The organism is Streptomyces sp. NPDC014870, assembly GCF_043081505.1.
Taxonomy (GTDB): Bacteria; Actinomycetota; Actinomycetes; order Streptomycetales; family Streptomycetaceae; genus Streptomyces.
On record NZ_JBIBWQ010000002.1, the window covers coordinates 689,042 to 714,999 of the forward strand.

The following is a 25,958-nucleotide window of genomic DNA, read 5'->3' on the forward strand; positions in this document are numbered from 1 at the left end:
CACGAGGAGTACGAGTGACCGCGGTGAGTCTTGAGCACACCACCGTCCCCGCCGACGCCGGCGAGGTGACCCTGCTGATAGCCCGCCGGGTGGAGCCCGGCTACGAAGCGGCCTTCGAGCGCTGGGCCAAGGGCATCCTGGAGACCGCGGCCGCCTTCCCCGGCCACCTCGGGTACGGGCTCTTCCGCTCGTCCGGAGGCGACGCGCCCTGGTTCCTCGTCCACCGGTTCAGAGACGACGAGGCCTGCCGGACCTGGCAGGAGTCGCCGGAGCGGGCGGCCTGGTTCGCCGACTGCGAGGGCCACCACCACATCGAGATCGCCCGGCGGGTCCTGACCGGCATGGAGACCTGGTTCGCCAAGCCGGGCTCGACCCGGCCCGCGCCGCCGCGATGGAAGATGGCGATCAGCGCCACGCTGGCGATCTACCCGATCTCCCTCCTCGGCGGCTACTTCCTGGTGCCCCGGCTGACCTCGCTGCCGTACGTGCTGAGCAGCGCCGTCGTCGCCGGTGTCTTCAACATCCTGATGACGTACGTGTCGATGCCGGCCGTGAGCAGACTCCTGAGGGGGTGGCTCAGCCGCTAGGTCGTGTCCGGGCGCCGGTCTCCGCGGCCGTCAGCTCCGTGAGGTCGGCGAGGAGTTCGGAGACGGTCACCGGGTCCAGGTCGGCGAAGGCCAGGGGGTATGCGCGGGATCCCCAGTGGTCGCCCGGCCGCTTGTCGAGCCAGACCGTCTCCAGTGTCTGGTCCGCGAACATCTCGACATGGCCCACCGCGATGCCCGGCTCCAGGGCGACGACCAGATGGCGTTCCGGCCCGAGCCGCCGGGAGAACCACCGCTCCACGCCCGCGTCCTGCGGCTCGCCCCGCTCCCATCCGCGCTTCTGCAGACCCAGCAGCCTGCCGACCGGCACGGTCACCCCCTCGAACCTGGTCAGGCGCGCACCGGCGGCCTCCTCGCCGGTCACGGCGAGGACCGGCCGTGCGAGCTGAGGGAAGGGCTGCACGATCTCGTTTGCCGCGAACAGCCCCGACCAGGTGCCGAGCGCGGCACCGTCCAGGTGCAGGGGGTGGGGGAGCGTGACGGTCGCGTCGTCGGCGACGGTCACCGTCCGGTTGCCGACGTCCGCGTACGTACGGTCCTCGGCCACCCGGAACGCGGTGACCGTGCCCCGCTCCTCGGCCAGCCACACCAGACGCCGCACCAGGAGCCCCATCATCGGATGCTCCACGAACAGCCGGCGGAACTCGCCTCCCGTCCAGGAGCGCCGGGTCACCATCGCCTGCTCCAGGCGCCGAACCTGGTTCGAGACGATCGTCCGGGCGTCCTTCTTCAGGGCGGCGAACCGCTTGCGCTCGGCCGGGGCGAGCTCCGCGTCGTCCCGTGCACCGGGCTTCGGCAGATCCTTCAGGCGCTGTCCGGCCCCGTCGCGCACGAACGGCTTCAGCTGCTCGTCGAAGCCGACCGTGAAGCTGCGGTCGCCGTAGTCCACGACCGTGCCGCCGTCGGCGTCCAGGCCGAGGTCCGGCACCAGCCGGTCGGCCAGCTCCTCACCGGTCAGGCCGAGATCGGCGGCGACCGAGGCGATCTTCTCCTGGGCGCGCAGCTTCAGCGCCTTGAACCTCACCCGCTGGGCGATGCCGTGCAGCTGCAGCAGAGCCACGTCCGTACCGATCGCGGCCAGCACGTCGAGCCCGTCGACTGCCCGCTGGTGCGCGCCCTCGCCCGGCCAGGCGCGGACGATCGGGGCCAGCGCGCGGACCGTGTCGTCGTCGCCGAACCAGCCGAGCGCGCGGAGCGCCCAGGCGTCCTTCGAGGGCATCCCCGCGAGCCGCCACTCCTCGAACAGCGCCCAGGCGAACGCCGCGAGGGAGTCCTTGGCGCAGAGGTCCCCTACGACGCCCAGGCCCGGGTACACGGCGCCCGGTGCGGAGAGCGCGAGCATGGTGAGGACATGGCCGACGGCCGAGGGCGGGAGCGCGCCGCCGCCGGAGGTCAGGAGCTGCGGAAGCGCGAGCGGATCGGCCCAGGCACCCGGCTCGGGCATCCGGGCGGGCAGCCCGGCCGTCAGGGGGTCGGAGCCGAGGAGGAGTTCGATCGCCTCGGACGCCTCCCGGCCGTACTCCGCCGCCGCCTTCCGTACGACCTCGGCACCGTGCGCCGACACGATCAGCGCCAGCGCCCGCTCGGCGGCGGTCCGTGCCGCGCCGGGCCTGCCCAGGGCGTCGGGGACGAGCAGCCGCGCCGCGTCGGCGCCGTGCCGGGCGAACCAGGCCGCGGCCGTCCTGCCGGCCACCTTGAGCCGCTCCAGCCAGTCGGCCATCAGCCGGGCCACGTCGGGACCGACGAAGGGCATGAGGAGCGGCGCCATCGAGGTCGGATGGTTCGTGGCGACGCGCATGACCGTGGGAAGCGCGAGGAGTTCGTGGCGGGCGACGAACGGCTTGTAGGTGTTCGGGCCGTCGTGGATGCCGTCGCCGCCGCTCCAGTCGGCGATCAGCGGCCGGACCGCCTCGACGGGGCCGTGCGTGAACACCGCCACGTCGTGCCAGGAGCTCAGCAGGCCCGAGCGCGCCTGCTCGATCAGCTCCTCCATGGGCCGGTACGGCTGCCAGCCGGTGACCCAGGACTCGGCGACCGCCCACCGCTGCTGCTCGCCCGGTTCCCACGCGATGCGCGGCTCCGCCGGGGCGACGAGCCCGGTCACCACGCGGGGCTTGGCGACCTTGCGGGGCCGGGTCCAGGGCGGGGACGTCAGCACCTCGGGCAGGGAGGCGAGGGCGACGTCCTCGACGCGTCCGTCCTGGCGCGCCAGCGGCCCGACGAGCTCCGCTGCCTCCTCGGGGAGACCGGGCAGCAGGGCGAGGGCGGTCTCACGATGGGCCGCGACATGGGCCGTGAGGAGCCTGCGGACCGTGACCGCCGAGGTGCCCGTACCGCCCGCGCCCGTACCGCCCGCGCCTGTATCGTCCGCGCCGGCGGCCTCCGCCAGCAGGCGCAGAGCACGCACCGGGTAGCGGCGCGCGGCGGTGACCACGGTGCCCCGCACGTGCTTGTCGTCGACACGGGCGAGCAGATGGCGGAAGGCCTCGTCCGAAGGCAGTTCGCCGAGTGCGGCGGCCATGGCCTTGACGCCTTCCGCGTCGATGTGCGGACCGTTCAGCTCACCGGCGAGCAGAGGTGCCATGGCCGCGCCCACGCCCTCACCGAGCGTCGAGACGACCGCCGCGTTCCAGCCGCGCCAACCGAGGTCGCAGCGGTCCCCGAAGAGAGCGACCTGTTCGGCGGTTCCGAGCGAGCACAGCAGCATCGTGCGTACGAGGGAGTCGGCGTGGACGGGGTGGTTGAGCCGGGCGCAGCACTCCTCCACCCACGCGCTCTCCGAGGGGACGAGGAACGACACCCTGACCGCTCTGCGGACACCGTGCCGGTGCCCGGCGAGCGCCTCGACCGTGGCCCGGTAGACGGCCTCGTCCGCCCCCGCCAGCAAGGCCCTGACCCGCTCAAGGGCCACCAGGGTGACGCGGTGCCCCCAGCCGCTCGAATCCTCGGGGTTCACCTCGACACCGACGAGGACGCTCCGCCGGTCCTCCTTCAGCCACATGTTCCGCGTCTCGCCCAGTTCGACCGCCGCGCAGGCGGCGAACGGCAGCCCGAACTCCGCGGCCCAGGCGTCCGCGACCGTCCCGTAGCCCCCTTGCTGGAGGTTGAGCATCCGCGCGAGCGCCGCGGCACCGACGGCGTCGGGCCTGCCGTCCCGGTGCGCCCGGGCGGCCTCGACGAGCGCGCGGTCGCTCCCCTCGGATTCGAGCGCGCGCTCGATCGCGTCTGCCTCCCGCGCGAGCCACCCGCGGAGCCTCTCCGGCGCGTCGGCGGCGCCCGCGGGCACGGTGCGCGGGACCCCGCCGCGGCGCGGGTGCAGACTCCGCTTCCAGGCGGAGGGCAGGACGAAGGTGTCCTCGTCGAGCGGGGCGGCCTCCGGGACCCCCGGAGCCACGTGCTCCGCACTGCCCGCGCTGTCCACGACGTCCTCCGAGCGCCCCACTGGCCCTCCCCCTGTCCCTTGGCGATCAGTTGCTCCGCACCCTAACGAGCGCCTCTGACAACGGGGTCGGTCGACGGTTTCGGCCGACGGATCAGCCGACGGCCGTGACGCGTGCCTGGTGGACGCGGAGGTGCAGGGTCGCCAGGTCGAGGAGCGGAGTGGGCACCGACAGGGCACGCGCGCGGGCCACCAGGTCGCCGAAGAGGTGCTCCACCTCCGTCGGGCGGCCGCCGACCAGGTCGCGGTAGAGGGAGGGCACCATTGGGGAGCCGGTGGCGGTGACGATGCCCAGGGTGGCGTCCCGTTCCGCCTCCGGTACGGGATGCCCGGCCGCCTCCGCGACCGCCACCGCCTCGGCGAGGACCGCCGGGCCCAGATCCGCGCCGCCCGGCACGGCGTTGACCTCCCCGACGGTGCCCCGCATCAGGCTCGTCACCGCGCCGAACGTTGTGATGAACACCCACTTGTGCCACATGGACGTCAGCACGTCCGCCGGCACCAGGACGTCGATGCCGGCCTCGGCCAGCACGGACCGGACCTTCTCCACGCGCGCGGTGGGCGTCCCGTCCTGCTCGCCGATCGTCAGGTGGGCGAGCGGCGCGAGGCGGACGATGTCCCCGTTCTCGTCGAGCGTGGTGACCACCTTGGCGACTCCGCCGAGGACGTGTGCGGCGCCGAAGCGGGCGTTCAGGGCGTCGACGTGGGCGAGGCCGTTCAGCAGCGGGACGATCACGGTGTCCGGTCCGACGGCGGGCGCGACGTCCTCCATCGCCTGGTCGAGGGCGGTGGACTTCACCGAGAGCAGGACCAGGTCGTACGTCGTGTCCAGCGTGTCGGCCGTGACGAGCCGGGGTTCGACGGACCATTCCCCGCCCCGGCCGACGAGTCGCAGGGCGCGCTCGCGCAGTTCGGCGGCGCGGCGCGGGCGGACCAGGAAGGTGACGTCCTGTCCGGAACGGGCGAGCAGGGCCCCGAAGTAGCCTCCGGTGGCTCCGGCGCCGACGACCAGGATCTTCATGAGTGCGGACCTCTCGGGGAACGGTGCGTGGTGGACGGTATGAGCAGGGGGCGCAGCAGCCGGTGCGGGCGGGCGAGGGCGGCCGTCACCGGGTCGTCGTGCTCGGCCGCGGGGGCGAGGCCGGGACCCGGTGCCACGAGGACGTCGCCGACCGGGACGAGGATCCCGCACCCCGTACAGCGGCCGTCGTCCGTGAGCGACGCGTCGTCGTCGGCGTGCCGGAAGACGCGGCGCGGGCCGCCGTCGGCTCCGTAGAAGGAGTCGCCCCAGGAGGTGAGCGCGCGGACGGCGGGCCACAGGGCGACGCCCTTGGGGGTGAGGGCGTAGACCTCGCGGCGCCCGGTGTCCGGCAGCCGGGCGAGGACGCCCGCCGCCGTGAGCATGGCGAGCCGGTCGGCCAGGACGGCGCGGGGGAGCCGGAGATGGGCGGCGAACTCGCCGAACCGGCGGACCCCGAAGAAGGCGTCCCGCACGATCAGCAGCGTCCAGCGCTCTCCGACGACCTCCATGGAGCGCGAGAGGGCGCAGCTCTGGCCGCTGTAGTCGCGGGGGAGTGGCATGCGGCAGACAGTAGCGGAATCAGTTCGGTGGTTGAACTCCTTGAGGGAAAGCGGCGGGAGGGACAGGAGAGAGACGGATGAGGGAGAAGCGGACGGAGGGGGACTAGGCTCGGGCACGATGAAGAAGACCCCACCGACCCGGGAGCCCAAGGCCGACAAGGCGAGCGTGCGACGCCACAATCTGAGCCTCGTCCTGCGCACCGTCCACGACGCGGGCGAGACGACCCGCGCGGCCGTCGCGGCGCGCGTCGGACTCACCCGCGCCGCCGTCTCCTCCCTGGTGGAGCAGCTCCTGGAGCAGGGCTTCCTGGTCGAGTCGGGCAAGACCTTCAGCGGACAGGCGGGGCGGCCCGGGACCGTCCTGAAGCCGGCCGGCACCGGCCCTGCCGGGCTCGGGGTCGAGGTCAACGTCGACTACGTCTCCGTCTGCGTCGTCGACCTCGCGGGAGCCGATCGCGTCCGCATCACCGAGCCCCTGGACCACCGTGCCCACCGCACGGCCGAACCGGCCGAACTCCTCGCGCGCGCCGCAGGGCTCGCGGCCGAGGCCCTGCGGAGCGCGGCCGAGCGGGACCTGCGTCCGGCCGGGGTACGGCTCGCCCTGCCGGGCCTGGTCTCCTCCGGAACCGTCCACCAGGCGCCGAACCTCGGCTGGAACCGCGTACCCGCCGACCGGCTGTTCGGCGAGGCGCTCGCGGAGCGGTGGCCGGGGACGCGCGGGACCGCCGACCTCCCTGCCGCATCAGACCTCCCTGCCGCCGCAGGCCTCCCGGTCACCGCCGACCTCCCGGTCACCTCCGACAACGAGGCGAACGCCGCGGCGCTCGCGGAGCTGTGGTTCGGCTCCCTCGGTGACGTACGGAGCTTCCTCTACCTGACCGGCGAGATCGGGGTCGGCGGCGCCATCGTCGTCAACGGTGAACTGCTGCGCGGCGCCCATGGCTTCGCCGGTGAGATCGGCCATCTGCCCGTGGACGCCGACGGTCCGCTGTGCCGCTGCGGCTCGCGCGGGTGCCTGGAGCAGTACGCCGGCCAGTCGGCGCTGCTGCGGGCGGCCGGGGCGGTCGGCGTCGAGGAGCTGGCGCGCGCCGTCGACGCGGGGGAGCCCCGGGCGGTGGCCGCCGTCGAGGGGGCGGGACGGATGCTCGGGCTCGCGCTCTCCGGCGCGGTGAACCTGCTCGACCCCGAGGCGGTCGTCCTCGGCGGCCTCTACCCCCGGCTGATGGCCCGGCTCGGCCCCGCCGTGGACGCCGAACTCGCCCACCGCGTGGTCTCCGGCCTCTGGACCCCGGCGGCGGGACGACTGCGCGCCGCGTCGCCCGCCTCCCCCGCCACCCCTGCGTCGCGGGGCGCGGCCGCGTACGTCGTCCGCCAGGTCCTGCGCGACCCCCTGGCGTACACGAGCTGACGGACCCCGCATCCGTGGCCGTGCGCGCGCCTGCCCGGACTCTCATCCCTCTCTCACGTGGGCCTTATCCAGCCATCACCGCGCGCCCCTAGCTTCGCGTCCATGTTCTTCACCTACCTCCGGCGCGAGCTGCGCCGTCGCAGAAAGGCGGCGCTCGTCGTCGCCTCCGGGCTCGCGCTCGGGATCGCGTTGGTCATCGTCGTCAACTCCGTGGCCTCCGGCATGAAGCAGGCCCAGACCCAGGTCCTGGAGTCCCTCTACGGTCTCGGCACCGATCTGACCGTCACCAAGGCCCGCGAGGAGCCCCAGGCCGGTCAGCAGGCGCAGCGGCCGCGGTTCGAGTTCGACGCCGGCGAGGACGGCGAGGAGCAGAGCAGCGACCGGCTGATGGTCCAGGGCTTCCAGACCCTTGCCGCGTCGACGGTCGCCACCGTCGCGAAGCAGGACGGCGTCGATCAGGCCGTCGGCGGCCTCAGCCTGACCAACCTCAAGATCGACGGCGAGTTCAAGCGCGGCGAGTTCCGTCAGACGCAGCCCGCCCAGCCCGGCGGCCCCGGCGGCGGGAACGGCGGAGGCAGCGGCGGCGGAGGTCGCGTCGAGGGCGGGGGAGCCGCCTTCGACGTCAACTCCTTCACCCTCTACGGCACCGACGTCACCACCCCCGACCTCGGCCCCCTCACCACCTCCACGATCACCGCGGGCCGTACCTTCAAGAGCACCGAGACCGACGCCAAGGTCGTCGTCGTCGACAGCGCCTACGCCAAGCAGGAAGGCCTCGCGGTCGGGGAGACCCTCACGGTCAAGGCGGTGAAGTTCGAGGTCGTCGGCATCGCCACCGCCGACAGCGGCCAGTCCGCGGCGCAGGTCTACCTGCCGCTGAAGCAGGCCCAGACCCTGTCGGACTCCAAGGACAAGATCACCACCGTCTATGTGAAGGCGACCGACTCGACGCGGATCGACGCGGTCAAGTCCGCCATCCAGAAGAACGTCGCCGGGACCACGGTCACCACCTCCGCCGACCTCGCCGAGACCGTCTCCGGCTCCCTCGACACGGCCGCCAACCTCGCCACCAACGTGGGCAAGTGGCTCTCGTACGCCGTCCTCGTCGCCGCGGTCCTGGTCGCGGGCCTGCTCACCTCCTCGGCCGTCAGCCGCCGGGTGCGCGAGTTCGGCACGCTCAAGGCGCTCGGCTGGAAGAGCGGCCGGGTCACCCGGCAGGTCATGGGTGAGGCACTCGTCAACGGCCTGATCGGAGGCGCCCTCGGCATCGCCGTCGGCCTCGCGGGCGCGTACCTGGTCACCGCCGTCAGCCCCACCCTCACCGCCGAGCTCGGCTCCGGCGCGCTGACGAGCGGCGGTGCCGGCGGGGGCGCCCGGATGTTCGGCGGACCCGGCATGGGCGCCGCGGGCCAGGGCGCCGGGGGCAAGACCCTCGACATCGCCCTCACCGCGCCGGTGAGCGTCACCACCGTCGGCCTCGCCGTCCTCCTCGCCCTCGGCGGCGGGCTCGTCGCGGGCGGCTTCGGCGCCTGGCGCGCCTCGCGGCTGCGACCGGCGGACGCGCTGCGCCGCGTCGAGTAGCCGGCCGCCCCACCCCCTTCACGTATCGCAGGAGTTGCACCATGTACGAACTCACCGGCGTCACCAAGCAGTACCGCAGGGGTCAGGAGAGAGTCGACGCGCTCGCCGGCGTCGACCTGACCATCAGGGAGGGCGACCGCCTCGTCATCCAGGGCCCCACCGGCGGCGGCAAGTCCACGCTGCTGCAGATGCTCGGCGGCCTCGACCGTCCCACCTCGGGCAGTGTGGTCCTGGACGGTGTCGATCTGGCCAAACTGCCGGAGAGCCGGCTGACCGCCGTCCGCAGCCAGAACATCGGCTTCGTCTTCCAGTCCTTCAACCTCATCCCCACGCTCACCGCCCAGGAGAACGTGGAGACCGCGCTCGTCCCCATGGGCATCAAGGCCGGCGAGCGGCGCGCGATGGCGGCCGAGGCCCTGGACTCCGTCGGCCTCGGCGAGCGGTGCGGGCACCTGCCGTCCGAACTCTCCGGTGGCCAACAGCAGCGCGTCGCGATCGCCCGCGCCCTGGTCAAGCGGCCCAAGGTGCTGCTCGCCGACGAGCCCACCGGCAACCTCGACGAGTCGATGCGCGACGAGATCGTGGACCTCCTCGAAGGGCTCTGGAAGGAGCACGGTCTGACGTTCGTGATGGTCACCCACGACAGCGCCATCGCCCGCCGCGCCCCGCGCCTCGCGACGATCCGCAAGGGCCGCATCACGATCAGGGAGAACCGTCAGGCCGAGCCCGTGGAGGCGTAGACCCGCCACCGCGAACCCCCCGGTGATGCCATGATGTGCGGCATCACGTACGAAAGTACGAAACTCGCGCAAAGGTCCTGGGGGGTTCGTGGGAACGGCATCGGGAACGGGTACGGGAACGGATACGGGAACGATCGGTACCGCGCTGAGCGCGCTGCGATCCGCCCAGAAGTCGGCGAAGGGGGTCTCGCTCTACTCCCGGTTCGTCAACCGGCCGGTGGGGCGCGTCCTCGCGGCCGGTTCGTACGCACTCGGCCTGACTCCCAATCAGGTCACGCTCATCAGCGCGGGGTTCAGCTTCGCCGCCGTCGCCGCCTTGGCCCTCTCCGGCCCGACCCCGGTCCTCGGTCTCCTTGTCTGGCTCGGGCTCGCCGTCGGTTTCGCCTTCGACTCCGCGGACGGGCAGCTCGCCCGGCTGCGCGGCGGCGGCAGCCCGGCGGGGGAGTGGCTCGACCACGTCGTCGACTGCGCCAAGATCACCGCCCTGCACCTCGCCGTGCTGATCGCCTTCTACCGCCATCCCGGCCACTTCGGCACCGCCGCCGACGGTTGGCTCCTGGTCCCCCTCGGTTTCCAACTTGCCGCCGTGGTCACCTTCTTCGGCGGTCTGCTGACCGAGAAGCTCAAGCCCCGCCCGGCTCCCGGCACCCCGGCCGCCCAGCCGTCGACGCTCCGCGCGGTGGCACTGCTCCCCGTCGACCACGGCGTCTTCTGCCTGGTCTTCCTGCTGCTGGGCTTCGGAACCGCGTTCCGCTGGAGCTACACGGCGCTCGGTGTCACGAGCGCCGTGTTCCTCCTCGCCTTCCTCGCCAAGTGGTTCCGCGAACTCAGCGCAGCCCCTCGCTGACCCCGGTACCCGGCTCGGCCTCCTGCGTCAGGAGGTCGAGCGCCCGCCGGAGTTGGGTGCTGGAGGTGTGCATGGTGTACGGGAAGTAGACGATCTCCACCCCCACCCCCGCGAAGTCCCGCTCCAGACGGTCCCCCTTGGGCGTGCCGCGCCAGTCGTCGCCCTTGAACAGCACGTCGAATCTGACCTGTTTCCAGGTCTCCAGCTTGTCCGGCACCGTCTCCACGAAGGCCGCGTCGACGTATTTCACGTTGCGCACGATCTCAAGGCGTTCCACCAGCGGAATCACCGGCCGACGGCCCTTGGCCAGCTCCGCCATCTCGTCCGAGACCACCCCCGCCACCAGGTAGTCGCACTGGCTGCGCGCGTGGCGAAGGATGTTGAGGTGCCCGATGTGGAAGAGGTCGTAGGCCCCCGGTGCGTAGCCGACGCGGTACGGCCTTCCTGCGGTCATGTGCGAAACCCCCCAGGTGCGTTCGCGCTCCCCAGCGCGAAGGAGTTCCGACGATAGCGTGCACGTTCCGTTGAGAGTGGGTGAACGACTAGGGTGAAGTCCGGTTCGCGTCACTGGGGGAGAGGGGCGGTCGCGTGGGCGAAGTGACGGCGGGGAGCGGTGACTTGGGAACTCCGGCCGCTGCGCGCAGACGGCTGCTGGTGGTCTCCACCAACTACGCCCCCGAGCACGCCGGGATAGGCCCCTACGCCACGCAGATAGCCGAGCACTGGGCGGCGGACGGCCACGAGACCCACGTCCTCGCCGGCATGCCGCACTACCCCGCCTGGTCCCTCGACCCGGCCTACGCCGGGGTCTGGCGCCGCACCGAGGAGCGCGCCGGGGTCGTCGTCCACCGCAGGCGCCACACCGTCCCCGCCCGCCAGACCGCCCTGAAACGCGCCGCGTTCGAGGCCAGCGTGCTCGCCCACGGCCTCCTCGCGCCCCCGAGCATGGCCCGCCCGCACGCCGTGCTCGCCCAGTTGCCCAGCCTGGCCGGCGGGGTCATCGGCGCCCGCCTCGCGGCCCGTTGGCGCGTCCCGTACGTTCCCGTCGTCCAGGACCTGATGGGCGCGGCGGCCACCCAGAGTGGCATCAGGGGAGGGGACCGCGCCGCCGCGCTCGCCGCGCGCGCGGAGACATACGCGCTGAGCCGGGCCGCGCTCGTCGGCGTGATCCACGAGACCTTCGTCGACAAGGTCGCCGCCATGGGCGTCGACCGCCGCCGCATCCGCCTTGTCCCCAACTGGTCCCACGTGCAAGGCCCTTCGGGATCCCGCGCCGAGACCCGCCGACGGCTGGGCTGGGGCGACTTCGAGACCGTCGTCCTGCACTCCGGCAACATGGGCCTCAAGCAGGGGCTCGACGTCCTCGTCGAAGCGGCCCGCCGCGACCCGAAGATCAGGATCGTGCTCCTCGGCGAAGGCAACCAGCGCGCCCACCTTCAGGAGTTGGGCTCGGACGTCCCCAACCTCGACTTCATGCCCCCCGTCGGCGACGACGAGTTCCCCGACACCCTCGCTGCCGCCGACGTCCTCGCCGTCACCCAGCGCGCCTCGGTCCTGGACATGAGCGTGCCGTCCAAACTGACCTCGTACTTCGCCGCGGGACGCCCCGTCGTCGCCTCCGTGGCCGCCGAGGGCGGCACCGCCCAGGAAGTCCTCCGCTCCGGTGCCGGAGTGCTCGTACCTCCGGAAGATCCGGACGCGCTCCTGGCCGAAATCCGTAGACTCGGCGCAGATCCGACGGCCGCCGAAGCGCTCGGCGCCCAGGGGCCCCGCCACGTCGAGGCCCACCTGACCCGAGCGGCCGGACTCGCCCGGATCGACGCACTGATCGACGAGGCTCTGGGGGGTCCGAGCACGTGACACACTCGCACGTCACCGCGGTCGAGGACGACGAACCGGAGCTGCTGCGCGACCAGTTCCGCCAACTCCTGCGCTACCGCGCGATCATCACCGCCGGCATCGGCATCGGACTGCTCGGCGGCGTCTGGTTCGGGATGTCCAACGCCGACACCTACGTGGCGACCAGCCAGGTCGTGCTGCGCGCCCCCGTCAACGACCCGTTCAACCCCAGCATCTCCCAGGACAAGACCCTCAACATGGGGTCGGAGCGCCAGACCGCCCTCAGCAGCAGCGTCGCCGAACAGGCCGCGAAGAAGCTCGGCTGGACCGGCACCATCGGCCGCCTGCAGAAGGACCTCCAGGTCACCAACCCGCCCCAGAGCCAGGTCCTCCAGTTCACCTACACCGCCGACACCCCCCAGGCCGCCGCCGACCGGGCCAACGCCGTCACCCGGGCCTACCTCGAACTGCGGCAGAAGCAGTGGACCGACCTGAGGTCCACCATGCTCGCCGGACAGCAGCGGCAACTCGACGAGGTGGCCAAGAAGCACGACCAGAAGACCAAGGAACTCGACCGGATGCCCGACGGGGCGGCCCGCGACGCCGAGTACGGCGTCAAGACGAACCTGCTCAACCGCATCAACGAACTCGACGCCCGGATCAGCCAGCTCAAGTCCCTCGACATGTCGCCCGGCACCGTCATCCGGGTCGCCACCGCCCCCGGCTACTCCGACGGCCCAGGGCTGCCCATGAGCCTCGGCCTCGGCGCGCTCGTCGGCGTGGCGCTCGGGCTGCTCGCCGCCTGGGTCAGGCTCGTCTTCGACCCCGCGCCCCGCTCCGCCGGCGACGTCGCCCGCGCGGTGCGCGCGCCCGTCCTCGGCACCCTGTCGCGCGGCGCCACCGACGTCCTGCTCGCCGACGACCACACGGACGCGAGGGCCGCCGAGGAGTACCGCTCCGTCGCCTTCCGGCTCGCCTACGACCAGCGCTTCGCCGACCGTCGCCGTCTCCTGGTCGTCGCCCCGCGCGGCTGCAACCTGGCGGCCGTCGCCGTCGCCTCCCACCTCGCCGCCTCCTTCGCCGAGACCGGCAAGGACGTCCTGCTCATCGAGGCCGACCTGCGCGACCCCACCCTCAAGGGCCGGCTCCGCGCCCACGCGGCGACCGCGCCCCGCTGGAGCAACCCGGTGGAGAGCGCGGACACCGAGGAGAACGGCTGGCCCACCGGACGCCAACTCTCCGTCGACGCGGGCGAGTCGGGCTTCTTCGGCCTGGTCCCCGGCGAACGGGTGCGGAACGTGGCGCGGGCGCTGACCGGCCCCCGGGTCACCCGGCTCATCGCCGAGGCCGACTCGCCGAACGCCACCGTCGTCGTCCTCGCCCCGCCCGTCCTCAACTACGCCGACGCCCTCGCGCTCGTCGACCGCGTCGACGGCGTCCTCATCGTCTGCGACCCGCGCGCCGTCCACCGTACGGACCTCCAGCGCATCCGCGAGCTGATAGCGGGCGCGGGCGGCACCGTCCTCGGCGCCGTCGTGCACACCCCGGGCCGGCGCCGCCGCCGCGCCGCCAGGAAGCAGGCCCGTCGGGGGCCCGGCGGCGGCAGGCGGCACACCCCGCCGCCCGCCCCCGAGGAGTTCGCCGCGGAGCCCGAGCAGATCCTCCTCGGCGACGGCTCCGACACCGTCGCCCTGCGCGCCCTGCGCGCGCAGGAGCCGCGCGGAAGCGACATCCACGCGGGCGACCGTTGAGACGTGCCGCGACCGTCGCCGCCTCGGTCCTGGACCAGGCGGCGGCGAGCCTCACCAACATCGCCGTCCTGGTGATCGCGGCCCGCGCATCCAGCGCGGACGGCTTCGCCGCCTTCTCCATGGTGTACATCGTCTTCACCGTGCTCCTCGGCCTCGGCGCGGCCTTCGTCGGCCAGAGCGTCGTCCTGGAGCGGGGCGAGGAGCCCGAGGTCGGCGCGGCGGTCCGGTCCGCCGTCACGTTCACCGCCGGCGCCTCCACCGCCGCCGGGATCCTCCTCCTCGCGGCGGGCGCCGTCATCGGCGGCCCCACCGGACTCGCCGTACTCGCCCTCGGCGCCGTCCTGCCGGTCGTCCTCGTCCAGGACGGCCTGCGATACGGCTTCTCCGCCCTGCGCACGCCCCACCGGGCCCTCGCCGCCGACCTCCTCCGGCTCGGCTGCGCCGTACCGGCCCTGCTGCTCCAGCCGTCCGGCAGCTCACCGGCCCGCCTCGTCCTCGCCTGGGGCCTCTCGGCCCTGCCCGCCACCCTGCTCGGGCTCGCGCTGCTCCACCCGTACGTACGGCGGCTGAAGGGCACGCCCCGCCGCCATCTGGGCCGGGGCCACCTCGGCCGCCGGTTCGCCGTCGAGTTCGCCGTCGGCAGCGGCTCCAGCCAGCTCGCCGTCCTCGGCCTCGGGCTCCTCGCGAGCCCGCTCGCCGTCGGCGCGCTCCGCGGCGCGACCACCCTCTTCGGCCCGCTCAACACCCTCTTCACGTCGGTGAACGCCTTCGGCCCTCCGCTGCTCGGCCGCGCAGGCTCCCGGCGCGCGACCGTGCGGGCCGCCGCGGTGCTCGCCGCCGTCCTCGCCCTCGTCGCGCTCGGCTGGGCCGCCGTCCTGTACGCCCTGCCCGACCGCGTGGGCCGCCAACTCCTCGGCGCCACCTGGCAGTCGACCGCTGCGTTGCTGCCGGCCACCGGCAGCCAGTACGCGGTGATGGCGGCGGGCACCTGCGCCCTGGTCACCCTGCGCGTCCTCAGCCCCCGCGCCACGCTCGGGGTCCAGGTGGTCTTCTCCCTGCTCTCCGTCGCCCTGATGCTCGCCGGCCACGCCCTCGCCGGTGCCCCCGGCGCCGCCTGGGGCCTGGCCGCCGGCTCGGCGCTGAAGGCGCTCGCCGCCTGGACGCGTGTGGCACGCGTCCGGCCCGAGCCCGCCGAGGACCGCCCGGAGGATCAGCGCAGCACGGCCCCCTTGTCCTGACGCCAGGTCATCACCAGGGCGACGCAGATCAGCGCGATCGCCACCCGCCCGGACGCCTGGAGCAGCGGGCCGCGCAGCAGGATGAAGGAGTAGCCCGCGACCAGCGGCACCACCAGCGAGATCAGACTGCCCGGCGGCGCCCTGCGCGTGCCTCTGCGGGCGAACCGCCCGTCCACCCGGGCCGCCGCGTAGCCGAGCCCCGTCATCCCGGCTGCCATGCCCACCGCGCCGAAGTCGATCCACAGCTCGGCCCAGACGGGGGAGGAGAGATTGGTGTTGACCGTCCCCATCCACTGGCCGACCATCACCCCGGTGTCGCGCGGCTTGCCCGGCCACACCGAACGCGGCACCGCGAAGAACACCGACCCCGCCAGCTGACGGCCGTACCGGTGCCGGCTGCCCGACTCGACCAGCGTGATGGTGTTGGCGAACATGCCCACCTGGTCGTAGTCCTTGAGCGCCAACGGCTCCAGGACCGACGTCGTCTCCACCGGACGGTAGTTCTTCTCGTCGTAGCGGAAGCGGTCCGAGAACGGGAAGACGATCAGCGCCATCACCACCCCCAGACTCAGCGCCGACCGGTACATCGCGGCGCTCACCGGGAACACCGTGAACAGCAGCGAGAACATCACCGTCAGGAACCAGTAACGCGGGTTCGAGATCGGGTTGTTCACCACCAGGTTCAGGGCCACCAGGGCCACGAACACCGCGACCACCATCGGCCGCCGCCGGGCCCGCCGCGAGGTGACCAGCCAGCGGCTGTACACCAGGAGCGCGAAGAGCGCGGGCACGGTCCCGAAGCCGCGCAGGAACGCCTGACCGGCCTGCGAGTCCGCCTGGGAGACGCCCGCCTCCTCGATCCCCGCGATGATCTCCTGACGGCTGGAGAAGAACACCGCGGGCCCGCCGAGCTTCATGACGAACAGACCGCTGCACGCGAAGGCGAGCAGCACGAGCAGATACAGCCGCCGCCGGTGCACGAGCGCCGGCCGTCCCTCCGCCCGCCGGGACGTCCCCGGCCGGCCCCGGGCCAGCAGAGACCCCACGTCGAACGCGGCGCAGCCGACCAGGACCAGCGCCACCGCCGTCGTCAGGTCCGAGCGTGGGCCCACCACCGGCGTCGGCACCCGGCCCAGGACGGCCTGGGCGAGCGGAGCCACCCCCATCGCCATGTAGACGAAGAGCCAGAACGACCCCTGCAGCAGCTTGCGGCGGCTGGTCAGGATCATCGCCGAGAGCCGCGCCCCGGCGTACATGGTCAGCGCGATCTGGAGGTAGTACGCGGCGTCGTGCACGCCCGCGCCCGGCTGGATCGCCACGAGCAGCGGCAGGAACACCGTGAAGCCGAGCACGAGCGGGATCGAGAGGGCCCGCGACAGCAGCGTGCGCGGCGACACGGCGGGCGCGAGCAACAACGGCGCCGGTACGAAAGCACCCGCGGCGGAACGACCCGACGCGACGCCGTCCGACGCGACGCCGTCCCGTGCGGCGGGGTCCGGTCGCGCCGGGGTTTCCGTACCGCGCATTTCGGTCGTCATCGCGCCCCCTGGAGCCCGGGAGCCACCGCTCCCGGATCTCGAAGTCCCCACCCCGGCCCCTCACTTCAGGCCAGTCTACCGACGCCCCCCTGTCACCTCCCGGTAACCGTTAGTCTGATCGGCGGGCGCCTGGGGAGGCGCCGGTGGGGGTGAACTCATGCGGAATCTACCGGCCTTCACACTGGCCGGATACGACAAGGGCCGCGGCAGACTCGTCCAGGCCCTCTGGTTCGCGGTGATGAACACGGTCTTCATGGCCTGGTTCTGCCCGGCCCGGCTGCGAGTCGCGCTGCTGCGGGCCTTCGGCGCGACCATAGGCGACGGCGTGCTCATACGGCACCGGGTCAGGATCCTGTGGCCCTGGAAACTGACCGTCGGCGACCACACCTGGATCGGCGAGGGCGCCTGGCTGCTCAACCTGGAGCCCATCACCCTCGGCGCCCATGTCTGCGTCTCCCAGGAGGCGTTGCTCTGCACCGGCGGCCATGACCACCGGGCCGCCGACTTCCGCTACCGCAATGCCCCGATCACCGTCGAGGACGGCGCCTGGGTCGCCGCCCGCGCCACCGTCCTCGCCGGCACCACCATCGGCCGGCACGCCGTCGTCGCCGCCGGTACGACGCTCCACAAGGACCTCCCGGAGCTGACCCTGCACACGGCCGACGGCCGCCGACCCGTTCCGGTGCCCGCGTGAGCCGCCCCGGGGGCCGGGGACCCCTCAAGGTCCTCCACGCCGTCACCCTGCACAGCCCCACGCACGCCTTCGGCGGGCCCGTCAGGGTCGCGGTGAATCTCGGCAGGGGCCTGGCCGCGCGGGGCCACCAGGTCCGGCTGACCGCCCTCGGCGACGGCTTTCCCGGCGCCCTGCCGACCGACGTGGACGGCGTGCCCGCCCGGCTCTACCGCGCCCGCTCCGTCCTCCCGCTCGGCTTCAGCGGCATCACCTCGCCCGCGCTGCTCGCCGGGGCCACCGGCCTCGTCAAGGACGCCGACGTGGTCCACGTCCATCTCGCCCGGGACCTCGTCACCCTGCCCGTCGCGCTGGCCGCGCTCCGCGCCGGCCGCCCGCTGGTGCTCCAGACCCACGGCATGGTCGACCCGAGCGACAAGCCGCTCGCGAGGCTCCTGGACGCGGTCGCCGTCCGCCGCGTGCTGCGCGGGGCCTCCGCCGTCCTGTACCTGACGGACCGCGAGCGCCGGGACCTGGACGCCGTCGTCGGCGGCCCGCTCACCGGAGCCGTACGCCTGGTCAACGGCGTACCGGCGGCCGCGCCGGAGCCGCGCCCCGCGCCGACCGGGCCGCCGCGCATCCTGTACGCGGCCCGGCTCCAGGCCCGGAAACGGCCGACCGACTTCGTGGCGGCCGTCCCCGAGATCCTGCGCCACCACCCCGACGCCACCTTCGTCCTCGCCGGCCCCGACGAGGGCGAGCGGGCCGCCGTGGACGCGCTCGTCGCCCGACTGGGCGTCGGGGACCGGGTGAGCCTGCCCGGTCCGCTGACCTCGGAGCGGATGCTGGAGGAGCTGCGCCGGGCCCATGTGTACGTCCTGCCCTCGGTCGACGAGCCCTTCCCCATGTCCGTCCTCGAGGCGCTGTCGGTGGGTACCCCGTCCGTCGTCACCACCTCCAACGGGCTCGCCCGGGACATCGCGGACGCGGGCGCGGGACGGGTGGTCACGGACGCGGCCGGCCTGGCCCCGGCCGTACGGGAGCTCCTGGAACCGGGCGCGCACTCCGCCGCGTCGGCCGCGGCCCGGAAGCTGGCCGCCGAGGCGTTCTCGATGGACGCGGTCCTGGACACCCTGCTCGGGGTGTACGACCGGGCGGCCGGACCGAGCTGACCCTTCTCAGGACGCGGGAGAGCCCGGTGCGGTCCTCGGACCGCACCGGGCTCTCCTCCTGCCGGAGCTACGAGCCGTCGGCGACGACCTACGCGGGCAGCCAGGCGTAGCAGGCGCTGGAGGTGAACTCCTTGGTCCCGGAAGGGACGTTGGCGCGCACCGGCCCCCGGGCGCCGGGCGCGGGACCGGAGGCGAGGACCTTGCCGTCCGCCCCGAGGGCCTGCCACGCACAGGCCGGATTCGTGGTCAGGGCGCGATAGCTCCCGGCCTTCGGCGCCTTGACCGCGCCCTCGCCGAAGCCGGTCCTCGCGGTCGCGAGCAGCGGCTGCTGCGCGGGGCACAGATGCGTGATCACCGCCTCCGCGTCCGGGATGTCCCCGGCGACGATCGCGCCGATCGCGGCGTCCTTGTCCCGCTTGGCCGTGCGCTCAAGACGCTGGCAGGACTCCTGCCCGGTCTGGAGCACGGCGGCCGGGTCCGTGTTCACCGGCACCCGCCCGCTCAGATACTTCTTCTCCTTCTCCGTGAACGAACCCGTGACCGGCTTCAGTTGCGCGTCGGGCACGACCGGCCCCTTGGACGCCGAGGCCGAGGCCGAGGCGCTCGGTCCGGCGCTCTCGGCCGCCTCGGCCTGCCGGTCGGGCACCGCCGCGGAGCGGGTGGGTGTGGGCCCGGCCGCCTTCGGCGTACCGCCCGTCCCCTCGGAGGAGCAGGCGGTCAGGGCGAGCAGCGCGGCGAGCACGGCCGCCGCCGCTGCCGGGCGCCGGTGAAGAGGTCGACGCATGAGGGAACTCCCGTGGTACGTCGGACGCGGGGCCCGGTCGGCCGGGCCCCGCTTCCGGTGGTGGAGGGACGGTGACCGGTTACGGCGCGCCGAAGGTCAGGACCAGCTGCGGAGTGCCCTCCGCCGCCGTGGCCTCGGACGACCAGAGCCACAGCGGATCGGTCCCGGTGCTGGTCAGCGCCAGGCTGTACGAGCCGCCGAGCGCGGCCGTGACCGCGGCGGTGTCCAGCGTGGCCGAGTAGACGGTCGAACCGTCCACCGCGCCCTGCAGCGTCCCCACCGGCGTCGCGCCGAGGGCGGGCCGGTTGTTGTACGTCACCGTGTCCTGCGCCCAGGCCCCCGTGACGGGCACGACCGAGACGGAGTCGGTCGATCCCGCGCCGGTCATCGTGGTCGTCTTGACCGCGAGCCGGGCGCTCTTGAGGACCTTGCCCGCCGGGGCGGCGGGCAGCGGGAAGCGCAGGTACGACTCGTACGCCGAGGTGCCCCGGACGGCCAGCGAGCTGGACGTGCCGTAGTTGGTGCCGGGAGCGCCCGCGTTGGCGTACGTGTCCTCCGTGGCCGTGACGGTGGTGACCGTGTCGGCGGGGGCGGTGGCCAGGCTGTGGTGCTGGGCGACCTGAGTGGCGGTGAGGGCCGTCGGGTAGACGGCGGCCTCGTCGAGCTGGCCGGCGAAGAAGCTGCTCGTCGGGCGCAGCGGCCAGCTGCCGAGGTTGTCGGCGCCGACGTGCCAGTAGCCGTCGTACTGCTGGTTGGTGGTGACGCTGTTGGAGCCGACCAGCTTGCCGTCGATGTAGAGCCGCATGCCCTCCGGGCCCTGGGTGCCCACGGCGTGGTGCCAGGCGCCGTTGTTGTACGAGCCGAGGGAGGTCAGGGTCCGGGTGGAGCCGTTGTACACGCCGAAGACGATGTTGCCGAAGTTCGTCATGTACAGGTGCTTGTCGTAGTTACCGCTGTTGCGCGTGGTGTTGCTGCCGAAGCCGATCAGCTTCCCGCCGCGGTTGGTGGTGGTCTTGAACCAGGTCTCGACGGTGAAGGGGCCGGTGACGGACTGCCGCTTGTCGCTGTGGATCTGCTCGTCCGTGCCGTTGAGCGCGACGGCCGTGGAGGCGCCGGAGACGGCACCCGGGGTCTGCCGCAGCGCGGGGGCGTTGACGTACAGACCGCTGTTGTTGCCGCTGTCGGAGGAGTCGGCCGCGTACGGCGTCGTCGACTCGTCGAAGCGCCAGTACAGCGACGCACCGTCGGCGATCACGCGGGAGGCGTACGGCTCCGGGGACGTCGGCACGGTCACGGTGGACGTCGCCGACAGGGCGCTGGTGTTGCCGTCCGCGTCGCCCGCGGTCACCCGGTAGGTGTAGGTCTGGCCCGGGGTCACGGCGGTGTCCTTGAACGACACCTGGGGGCGGGACCAGTGCAGCGAGTCGCCCTGGACGGTGGCGATCGGGGTCGCGGCGCCGTTGCGGTAGACCTTGTACGTGAGCCGCGAGTCGTCCAGGTCCAGGCTGGAACGCCAGCGGATCTGCACCGCGTTCGGAGAGACGGCGGCGGCGCTCGCGACCGGGACGGTCGGCGCGCCGGTGTCGGGACCTGAGGCGAAGCGGGTCAGCCCCTGCGCGGGCGCCCCGTTGGTGGTGGTGAACTCGCCGCCCACCCACAGGTACTTGGTGGCTCCGGTGCCCGAGATGGTGAAGGCGCGCGGGCCGATGCCCTCGCCGATGCCGTCGTTGGTGTCGGGGAACCAGCCGAGCTTGCCGGTCGACGTGGTCGGCTGGGCGAGCAGGTGGTAACGGCGCCCGTCGGGGAACTCGCCGACGCTGGAGCAGTCGTGGGCGTGCGAGGCGCTGTAGAGGACGCCCTCGTACGAGCGGACGGCCTGGGTGGCGCCGAGGCAGGTGTCGCGCCAGCGCTGCTCGAAGTTCGACAGGTTCAGGGCGATCCGGCCGTCGAAGACACCGCCGCCGGTGCCCTCGTTGCCGGTGTAGAAGCCGGTGGCGTCGGTCTCGATGTCCTTGACGACGGAGTTCTGCGGGATCCAGCCGTTGGGGTACGCCTTCGTCACGGCGCCGGTGGTGGCGTTCACGACGGCCAGGGCGTGCGAGTTGGCGCCGTTGACGGTGAAGAAGTCCCCGCCCAGCAGGACGTTCTGGCCGTCGGGCGTCACCTCGACGGCGCGGCCCGGCTCGTCGGCGTTGGCCGTGAACGGCAGCAGCTCCCCGCCGGTGGTGATGGCCGCGAAGCGCTGCCGGGTCTGCCCCTCGACGGTGCCGAAGTCGCCGGCCGCGTAGATGGTGGTGTCGGTGACGGCGAGCGCCCGCACGGTCGCGGGGAAGCTCGGCGTGAAGTTGGACCTCGGGGTGCAGGTAGCGACGTCGATCGCGGCGAGGCTGGAGACCGGCGTGCCGTTGACGGCGCCGAAGTAACCGCCCGCGTACAGCGTCTTCTTGTCCGGCGAGACGACGAGCGTCCGCACGGTCGCGGTGCCGCTGCCGACGGTGAAGGAGAGGGTGCAGTCGGTGGGCGCGCCCGTGGCCGCGTCCATCGCCGCGAAGTTGACGGCGCTCTTCGCGGCGCCGGTGGTGCCGTCGGGCGGGCGCACCTCGGAGAAGGTGCCGCCGACGAAGACGGTGTCGTTCGTCTCGGCCAGTGCCCAGACGACACCGTTGGTCTGCCAGGTCGGCAGATCGTCCGCGGTGAAGGCCACCGGCGGCGTCAGGGCCGCGGCCGTCGGGGCCAGAGAGCCTCCGGCTCCGGCCGCGACGGTCAGGACGAGGGCAGCGGTGAGCCCCCAGGATCTACGCATGTTCCCCCCAGGCGTGATAGCCCAGTCAATGTGGCGTGAAGTGGTGCAACTGCCATCTGATGAATGCGAACTGTACGACGAACTGACAGTCGGAAAAGGCCACTTGGCGAATCTCGTACCATCCGGCCCCGTGGTCGCCCGGGCCGCCACCGCCCCAGGGGCGACTGCGGGGCCGGAACCAGCAGGTCAGCGGTCGATGCGCACCGTGGCCCCGGCCAACTGGTCCTCCACGAGCCGGACATCGGCGTCGACCATGATCCGGGCCAGCTCGTCCACCTGTACGGAGGGCTTCCAGCCGAGCAGGTCCCGGGCCCGGCCGGCGTCGCCGATCAGCGCGTCCACCTCGCTGGGGCGCTCGTACTTGGGGTCGTACCGCACATGCTCGGACCAGTCGAGCCCGGCGTGGGTGAACGCCGTCTCCACGAACTGCCGTACCGTCGAGGGGATTCCGGTCGCCACCACGTAGTCGGTCGGCTCGTCCCGCTGGAGCATCCGCCACATCGCGTCGACGTACTCGGGGGCGTACCCCCAGTCGCGTACGGCGTCGAGGTTGCCCAGATAGAGCCGGTCCTGCAGCCCCGCCTTGATCCGGGCGACCGCACGGGTCACCTTGCGGGTCACGAAGGTCTCGCCCCGGCGCGGCGACTCGTGGTTGAACAGCACCCCGTTCACCGCGAACATGCCGTACGCCTCACGGTAGTTGACGGTCGCCCAGTACGCGAAGACCTTCGCCGCGCCGTACGGGCTGCGCGGATGGAACGGAGTCCCCTCGTTCTGCGGCGGCGGGGTCGCGCCGAACATCTCCGAGGAGGACGCCTGGTAGATCCGGGTGTCGATGCCGCTCGCCCGGATCGCCTCCAGGAGCCGCAGCGCGCCGAGGCCGGTCACGTCACCGGTGTACAGCGGTGCGTCGAAGGAGACCCGCACATGGGACTGCGCGCCGAGGTTGTAGACCTCGTCGGGGCGGAGGTCCCGGAGCAGGTTCACCAGCGCCACACCGTCCGAGAGATCCGCGTGGTGCAGAACGAGGGAACGATTCGCCTGCTGCGGGTCCTGGTAGATGTGGTCGATCCGCTCGGTGTTGAAGCTCGACGAGCGGCGGACCAGGCCGTGCACCGTGTAGCCCTTGGACATCAGCAGTTCGGCCAGGTACGAGCCGTCCTGCCCGGTGACGCCGGTGATGAGTGCGGTCTTGCCCATGCGTGCTGTCCCTCCCTGACGGACCGGCCCCCAGCCGGTCCGGGTGATGCGGTTGTGGTGTGTTACAGGCCTTCTATCCCGATCTGCGGTACTGAGGTCCCACTCGGCCTGGCATGATCCGGGCCATGACTGAATCGACGAGCGCAGCCCCGAGAGCAACGACGTCGTACCTGCCCGAGCGGTCCCGGATATTCGTCGCGGGCCACCGCGGCCTCGTGGGGTCCGCGATCGCCCGCCGGCTCACCGCCGACGGGCACCGGGTGATCACCAGGACCCGCGCCGAACTCGATCTGCGCGACGACGAACGCACCGCCGCCTTCCTCGCCGAGACCCGTCCCGACGCCGTCGTGCTCGCCGCCGCGAAGGTCGGCGGGATCATGGCGAACAGCACCTACCCGGTGCAGTTCCTGGAGGAGAACCTCAGGATCCAGCTCGCCGTCGTCGCCGGCGCGCACGCCGCGGGCGTCGGCCGGCTGCTCTTCCTCGGCTCGTCCTGCATCTACCCCCGGCTCGCCCCGCAGCCCATCACCGAGGACGCCCTGCTCACCGGCCCGCTGGAGCCCACCAACGAGGCCTACGCGCTGGCCAAGATCGCCGGGATCGTGCAGATCCAGGCGTACCGCAAGCAGTACGGCGCCGCCTACGTCTCGGCGATGCCGACCAACCTCTACGGCCCCGGCGACAACTTCGACCTGCACAGCTCGCACGTCCTGCCCGCCCTGATCCGCCGCTTCCACGAGGCCCGCGAGGAGGGCCGGGAGAAGATCACCCTCTGGGGCTCCGGCACCCCGCGCCGCGAGTTCCTGCACGTCGACGACCTCGCCGCCGCCTGCGCCGTCCTCCTGGACCGCTACGACGGCGACGAGCCGGTCAACATCGGCTGCGGCGAGGACCTCACGATCCGCGAACTCGCCCATACGGTGGCCGAGGTGACGGGATATCAGGGGGAGATCGCCTGGGACACGAGCAAGCCCGACGGCACCCCGCGCAAGCTCCTCGACGTCTCGCGGCTCACCGGCCTCGGCTGGAAGCCCGCCGTCGCCCTGCCGGACGGCATCGCCGCCACCTACGCCTGGTGGCGGGAACAGCACTGATCTCATGCGGCGGCCGGCCCGTCAGTACGCTCCGCGACCGTCGACGACGGCGCGGAACGTACGGGCCATGACATCCACATCACTGGTGAAGGACCAGTTGTCCACATAGTGCAGATCGAGCTCGACCGTCTCGTCCCACGACAGGTCCGACCGGCCGCTGATCTGCCACAACCCCGTCATCCCCGGCCGTACGGCAAGCCGCCGCAGCTCCACGTCCCCGTACCGCGCCACTTCGTCCGGCAGCGGCGGGCGCGGCCCGACCAGCGACATCGACCCGAGCAGGACGTTGATCAGCTGCGGCAGCTCGTCCAGCGAGGTGCGGCGCAGCAGCCGGCCCACCCGCGTCACCCGCGGATCGCGCCGCATCTTGAACATCAGCCCGTCGTTCTCGTTGGCGCGCTCCAACTCCGCCTTGCGGGCGTCGGCGTCCAGGAACATCGTGCGGAACTTCCACATCACGAACGGCGCCCGGCCCTGCCCTATCCGCACCTGCCGGTAGAAGACCGGACCCTGCGAGCCGAGCCGCACGGCCGCGCCGATCGCCAGGAACACCGGCGACAGGAGCAGCAGGCCGAAGGCCGCGCCCGCCCGGTCCACCACGGACTTCAGCAGCGGCTGCACCCCGCTGCGCAGCGGCGGAGCAACCCGCAGCAGCGCGAGACCGGCCGCCGACGTCGTCTCCAGTCGCTTCACCGCGCACTCCACCAGGCCCGGCGCCAGGGCCAGTTCCGTCCCGGCGTCGTGCAACCCCCAGGACAGCCGGCGCAACCGCTCGCCCGCCATCCGGGGACCGGCCGCCACGAGCACGATGTCCGCCTCCAACTCGCGTGCCGCCGTGAGGACATGGCAGGTGTCGCCGTCGGCGCTCTCCGGTGCCTCGGTACCCAGCCGGGCCGCGACGGGCGCGCCGGTGCGGACCGGACCCTCGCCTATGGCCACCACACCGACCACGACGTACGGGTGCTCCGTGCGGCCGGCCAGGTGCTCGGCCACGTCACCGGCCGCCGTCGGCTCGCCGAGGACGAGCACCCGGGTGACCACCTGCGCCTCCCGACGCGCCGCGACCAGGTGATGCCACGTCAACTTCGAGCAGATGAGCGTGAGTACGGGCGCGGGCAGCAGCACGGCGAGGCAGAGCAGCGCCGGATGGTGCAGATCCGCGGCGGCCCGCAGCACGGCGAGCACGCCCAGCAGGATCAGCCAGTCGTGCAGGACCGGCAGACTGCCCCGCGACTCTCCGAGCTCCCGCCGCGCGTACCTCCGCCGCAGCGCCCGCACCACGACCCAGGACAGGGCCGCGACGACGGCGGCCGCGGAGGCGTACGGCTGGCGCTCCAGATGGAGGATCGACGCCACCGGTACGCCCACCCCCAGGGCGTCCACGGTCAGCGCGAGGACCGGATACCAGCCCGCCTTCGCGCGCGGACGTGGCGCCGCTGCAGGTGAACCGGCAGCGGTATCAGTGGAGTTGGTCTCAGTGGTGCGGGCATGCCACATGTACCCCCCAGGCACGTGTCGACGTTCGCCACCTTGTTCGTCGACCCCCTGATCGACGAACAAGCGTCGCAACGCCGGAACAGTACGACATACGCGCGCACGTCCGCTGCAGTTCACGCGAACGACCTCAGAAGGTGATGGCGTATTCATCTCGTGACATCGGGGCCGGTG

At 72.8% G+C, this 25,958-nt stretch carries 20 protein-coding genes; 11 read left to right on the forward strand and 9 right to left on the reverse strand.

Translation table 11 applies throughout. The features are described from left to right. Positions 1–14 precede the first annotated feature (14 nt). Positions 15–587, forward strand: coding sequence for an antibiotic biosynthesis monooxygenase (locus ACF09C_RS07645; protein ID WP_392089825.1), 573 nt, complete (start codon positions 15–17; stop codon positions 585–587). On the opposite strand, the gene ACF09C_RS07650 is transcribed toward ACF09C_RS07645, so the two are convergent. The 3 genes from ACF09C_RS07650 to ACF09C_RS07660 form a co-directional block, all read right to left on the reverse strand. Further along, positions 577–4,047, reverse strand: coding sequence for a DUF4132 domain-containing protein (locus ACF09C_RS07650; protein WP_392089827.1), 3,471 nt, complete (start codon positions 4,045–4,047; stop codon positions 577–579). The two genes, ACF09C_RS07645 and ACF09C_RS07650, sit on opposite strands and share 11 nt — an antisense overlap. A 91-nt stretch (positions 4,048–4,138) precedes the next feature. After that, a complete protein-coding gene (locus ACF09C_RS07655; protein ID WP_392089829.1) occupies positions 4,139–5,065 on the reverse strand; it encodes a ketopantoate reductase family protein in 927 nt (308 codons plus the stop codon). Continuing rightward, positions 5,062–5,625, reverse strand: coding sequence for a winged helix-turn-helix transcriptional regulator (locus tag ACF09C_RS07660; RefSeq protein WP_392089831.1), 564 nt, complete (start codon positions 5,623–5,625; stop codon positions 5,062–5,064). Before ACF09C_RS07660 ends, ACF09C_RS07655 begins: the two co-directional genes overlap by 4 nt. A gap of 118 nt (positions 5,626–5,743) precedes the next feature. Between ACF09C_RS07660 and ACF09C_RS07665 the strand changes: the two genes are divergently transcribed. The 4 genes from ACF09C_RS07665 to ACF09C_RS07680 all read left to right on the forward strand — a co-directional run bounded on the left by ACF09C_RS07665 (position 5,744) and on the right by ACF09C_RS07680 (position 10,201). Further along, positions 5,744–7,033, forward strand: a complete 1,290-nt coding sequence (locus ACF09C_RS07665; RefSeq protein ID WP_392089833.1) for an ROK family protein — start codon at positions 5,744–5,746, stop codon at positions 7,031–7,033. Positions 7,034–7,135: 102 nt separating this feature from the next. After that, positions 7,136–8,614: an ABC transporter permease gene (locus ACF09C_RS07670; protein ID WP_392089835.1), complete on the forward strand. Its 1,479-nt coding sequence runs from the start codon at positions 7,136–7,138 to the stop codon at positions 8,612–8,614. Between the two features lie 41 nt (positions 8,615–8,655). Next, positions 8,656–9,354 carry an ABC transporter ATP-binding protein gene (locus ACF09C_RS07675; protein WP_392089837.1) on the forward strand — a complete coding sequence of 233 codons (699 nt, stop codon included), beginning with the start codon at positions 8,656–8,658 and terminating at the stop codon, positions 9,352–9,354. A gap of 88 nt (positions 9,355–9,442) precedes the next feature. After that, a complete protein-coding gene (locus tag ACF09C_RS07680; RefSeq protein ID WP_392089839.1) occupies positions 9,443–10,201 on the forward strand; it encodes a CDP-alcohol phosphatidyltransferase family protein in 759 nt (252 codons plus the stop codon). Here ACF09C_RS07680 and ACF09C_RS07685 read toward each other — a convergent pair. Further along, the gene (locus ACF09C_RS07685) at positions 10,182–10,655 is read right to left on the reverse strand and encodes an adenylyltransferase/cytidyltransferase family protein (RefSeq protein WP_392089841.1); all 474 of its coding nucleotides are present in this window, start codon (positions 10,653–10,655) and stop codon (positions 10,182–10,184) included. The two genes, ACF09C_RS07680 and ACF09C_RS07685, sit on opposite strands and share 20 nt — an antisense overlap. A gap of 200 nt (positions 10,656–10,855) precedes the next feature. On the opposite strand from ACF09C_RS07685, the gene ACF09C_RS07690 reads away from it, so the two are divergent. Genes ACF09C_RS07690 through ACF09C_RS07700 form a run of 3 tightly spaced genes read left to right on the forward strand, consistent with a single transcriptional unit; the run spans position 10,856 to position 15,029 of the window. Further along, positions 10,856–12,061, forward strand: coding sequence for a glycosyltransferase family 4 protein (locus tag ACF09C_RS07690; protein ID WP_392090294.1), 1,206 nt, complete (start codon positions 10,856–10,858; stop codon positions 12,059–12,061). Further along, positions 12,058–13,791 (forward strand): lipopolysaccharide biosynthesis protein, encoded by a 1,734-nt coding sequence (locus ACF09C_RS07695; protein ID WP_392089843.1) that lies wholly within the window; start codon positions 12,058–12,060, stop codon positions 13,789–13,791. The genes ACF09C_RS07690 and ACF09C_RS07695 overlap by 4 nt, the downstream gene beginning before the upstream one ends. Next, positions 13,788–15,029 carry a hypothetical protein gene (locus ACF09C_RS07700; protein WP_392089845.1) on the forward strand — a complete coding sequence of 414 codons (1,242 nt, stop codon included), beginning with the start codon at positions 13,788–13,790 and terminating at the stop codon, positions 15,027–15,029. Before ACF09C_RS07695 ends, ACF09C_RS07700 begins: the two co-directional genes overlap by 4 nt. Here the strand turns inward: ACF09C_RS07700 and ACF09C_RS07705 are convergent. Next, a complete protein-coding gene (locus ACF09C_RS07705) occupies positions 15,002–16,567 on the reverse strand; it encodes a hypothetical protein (RefSeq protein ID WP_392089846.1) in 1,566 nt (521 codons plus the stop codon). The two genes, ACF09C_RS07700 and ACF09C_RS07705, sit on opposite strands and share 28 nt — an antisense overlap. A gap of 157 nt (positions 16,568–16,724) precedes the next feature. Here ACF09C_RS07705 and ACF09C_RS07710 point away from each other — a divergent pair, with 157 nt between their 5' ends. Next, positions 16,725–17,261 carry a WcaF family extracellular polysaccharide biosynthesis acetyltransferase gene (locus ACF09C_RS07710; RefSeq protein ID WP_392089848.1) on the forward strand — a complete coding sequence of 179 codons (537 nt, stop codon included), beginning with the start codon at positions 16,725–16,727 and terminating at the stop codon, positions 17,259–17,261. After that, positions 17,258–18,409 (forward strand): glycosyltransferase, encoded by a 1,152-nt coding sequence (locus ACF09C_RS07715; protein ID WP_392089851.1) that lies wholly within the window; start codon positions 17,258–17,260, stop codon positions 18,407–18,409. The genes ACF09C_RS07710 and ACF09C_RS07715 overlap by 4 nt, the downstream gene beginning before the upstream one ends. Before the next feature lie 88 nt (positions 18,410–18,497). Here the strand turns inward: ACF09C_RS07715 and ACF09C_RS07720 are convergent, their stop codons facing one another. From ACF09C_RS07720 to gmd, 3 genes are all read right to left on the reverse strand, one after another. Next, complete coding sequence (locus tag ACF09C_RS07720) at positions 18,498–19,193, reverse strand: hypothetical protein (protein WP_392089853.1); 696 nt, start codon at positions 19,191–19,193, stop codon at positions 18,498–18,500. A gap of 79 nt (positions 19,194–19,272) precedes the next feature. After that, positions 19,273–21,996, reverse strand: a complete 2,724-nt coding sequence (locus ACF09C_RS07725; RefSeq protein WP_392089855.1) for a DNRLRE domain-containing protein — start codon at positions 21,994–21,996, stop codon at positions 19,273–19,275. A gap of 186 nt (positions 21,997–22,182) precedes the next feature. Beyond that, the gene (gmd, locus tag ACF09C_RS07730) at positions 22,183–23,196 is read right to left on the reverse strand and encodes a GDP-mannose 4,6-dehydratase (RefSeq protein ID WP_392089856.1); all 1,014 of its coding nucleotides are present in this window, start codon (positions 23,194–23,196) and stop codon (positions 22,183–22,185) included. A 125-nt stretch (positions 23,197–23,321) separates the two neighbouring features. Between gmd and ACF09C_RS07735 the strand changes: the two genes are divergently transcribed. After that, positions 23,322–24,290 (forward strand): GDP-L-fucose synthase family protein, encoded by a 969-nt coding sequence (locus ACF09C_RS07735; protein ID WP_392089859.1) that lies wholly within the window; start codon positions 23,322–23,324, stop codon positions 24,288–24,290. 21 nt (positions 24,291–24,311) lie between these two features. Here the strand turns inward: ACF09C_RS07735 and ACF09C_RS07740 are convergent, their stop codons facing one another. Next, positions 24,312–25,787: a sugar transferase gene (locus ACF09C_RS07740; protein ID WP_392090297.1), complete on the reverse strand. Its 1,476-nt coding sequence runs from the start codon at positions 25,785–25,787 to the stop codon at positions 24,312–24,314. Positions 25,788–25,958 lie beyond the last annotated feature (171 nt).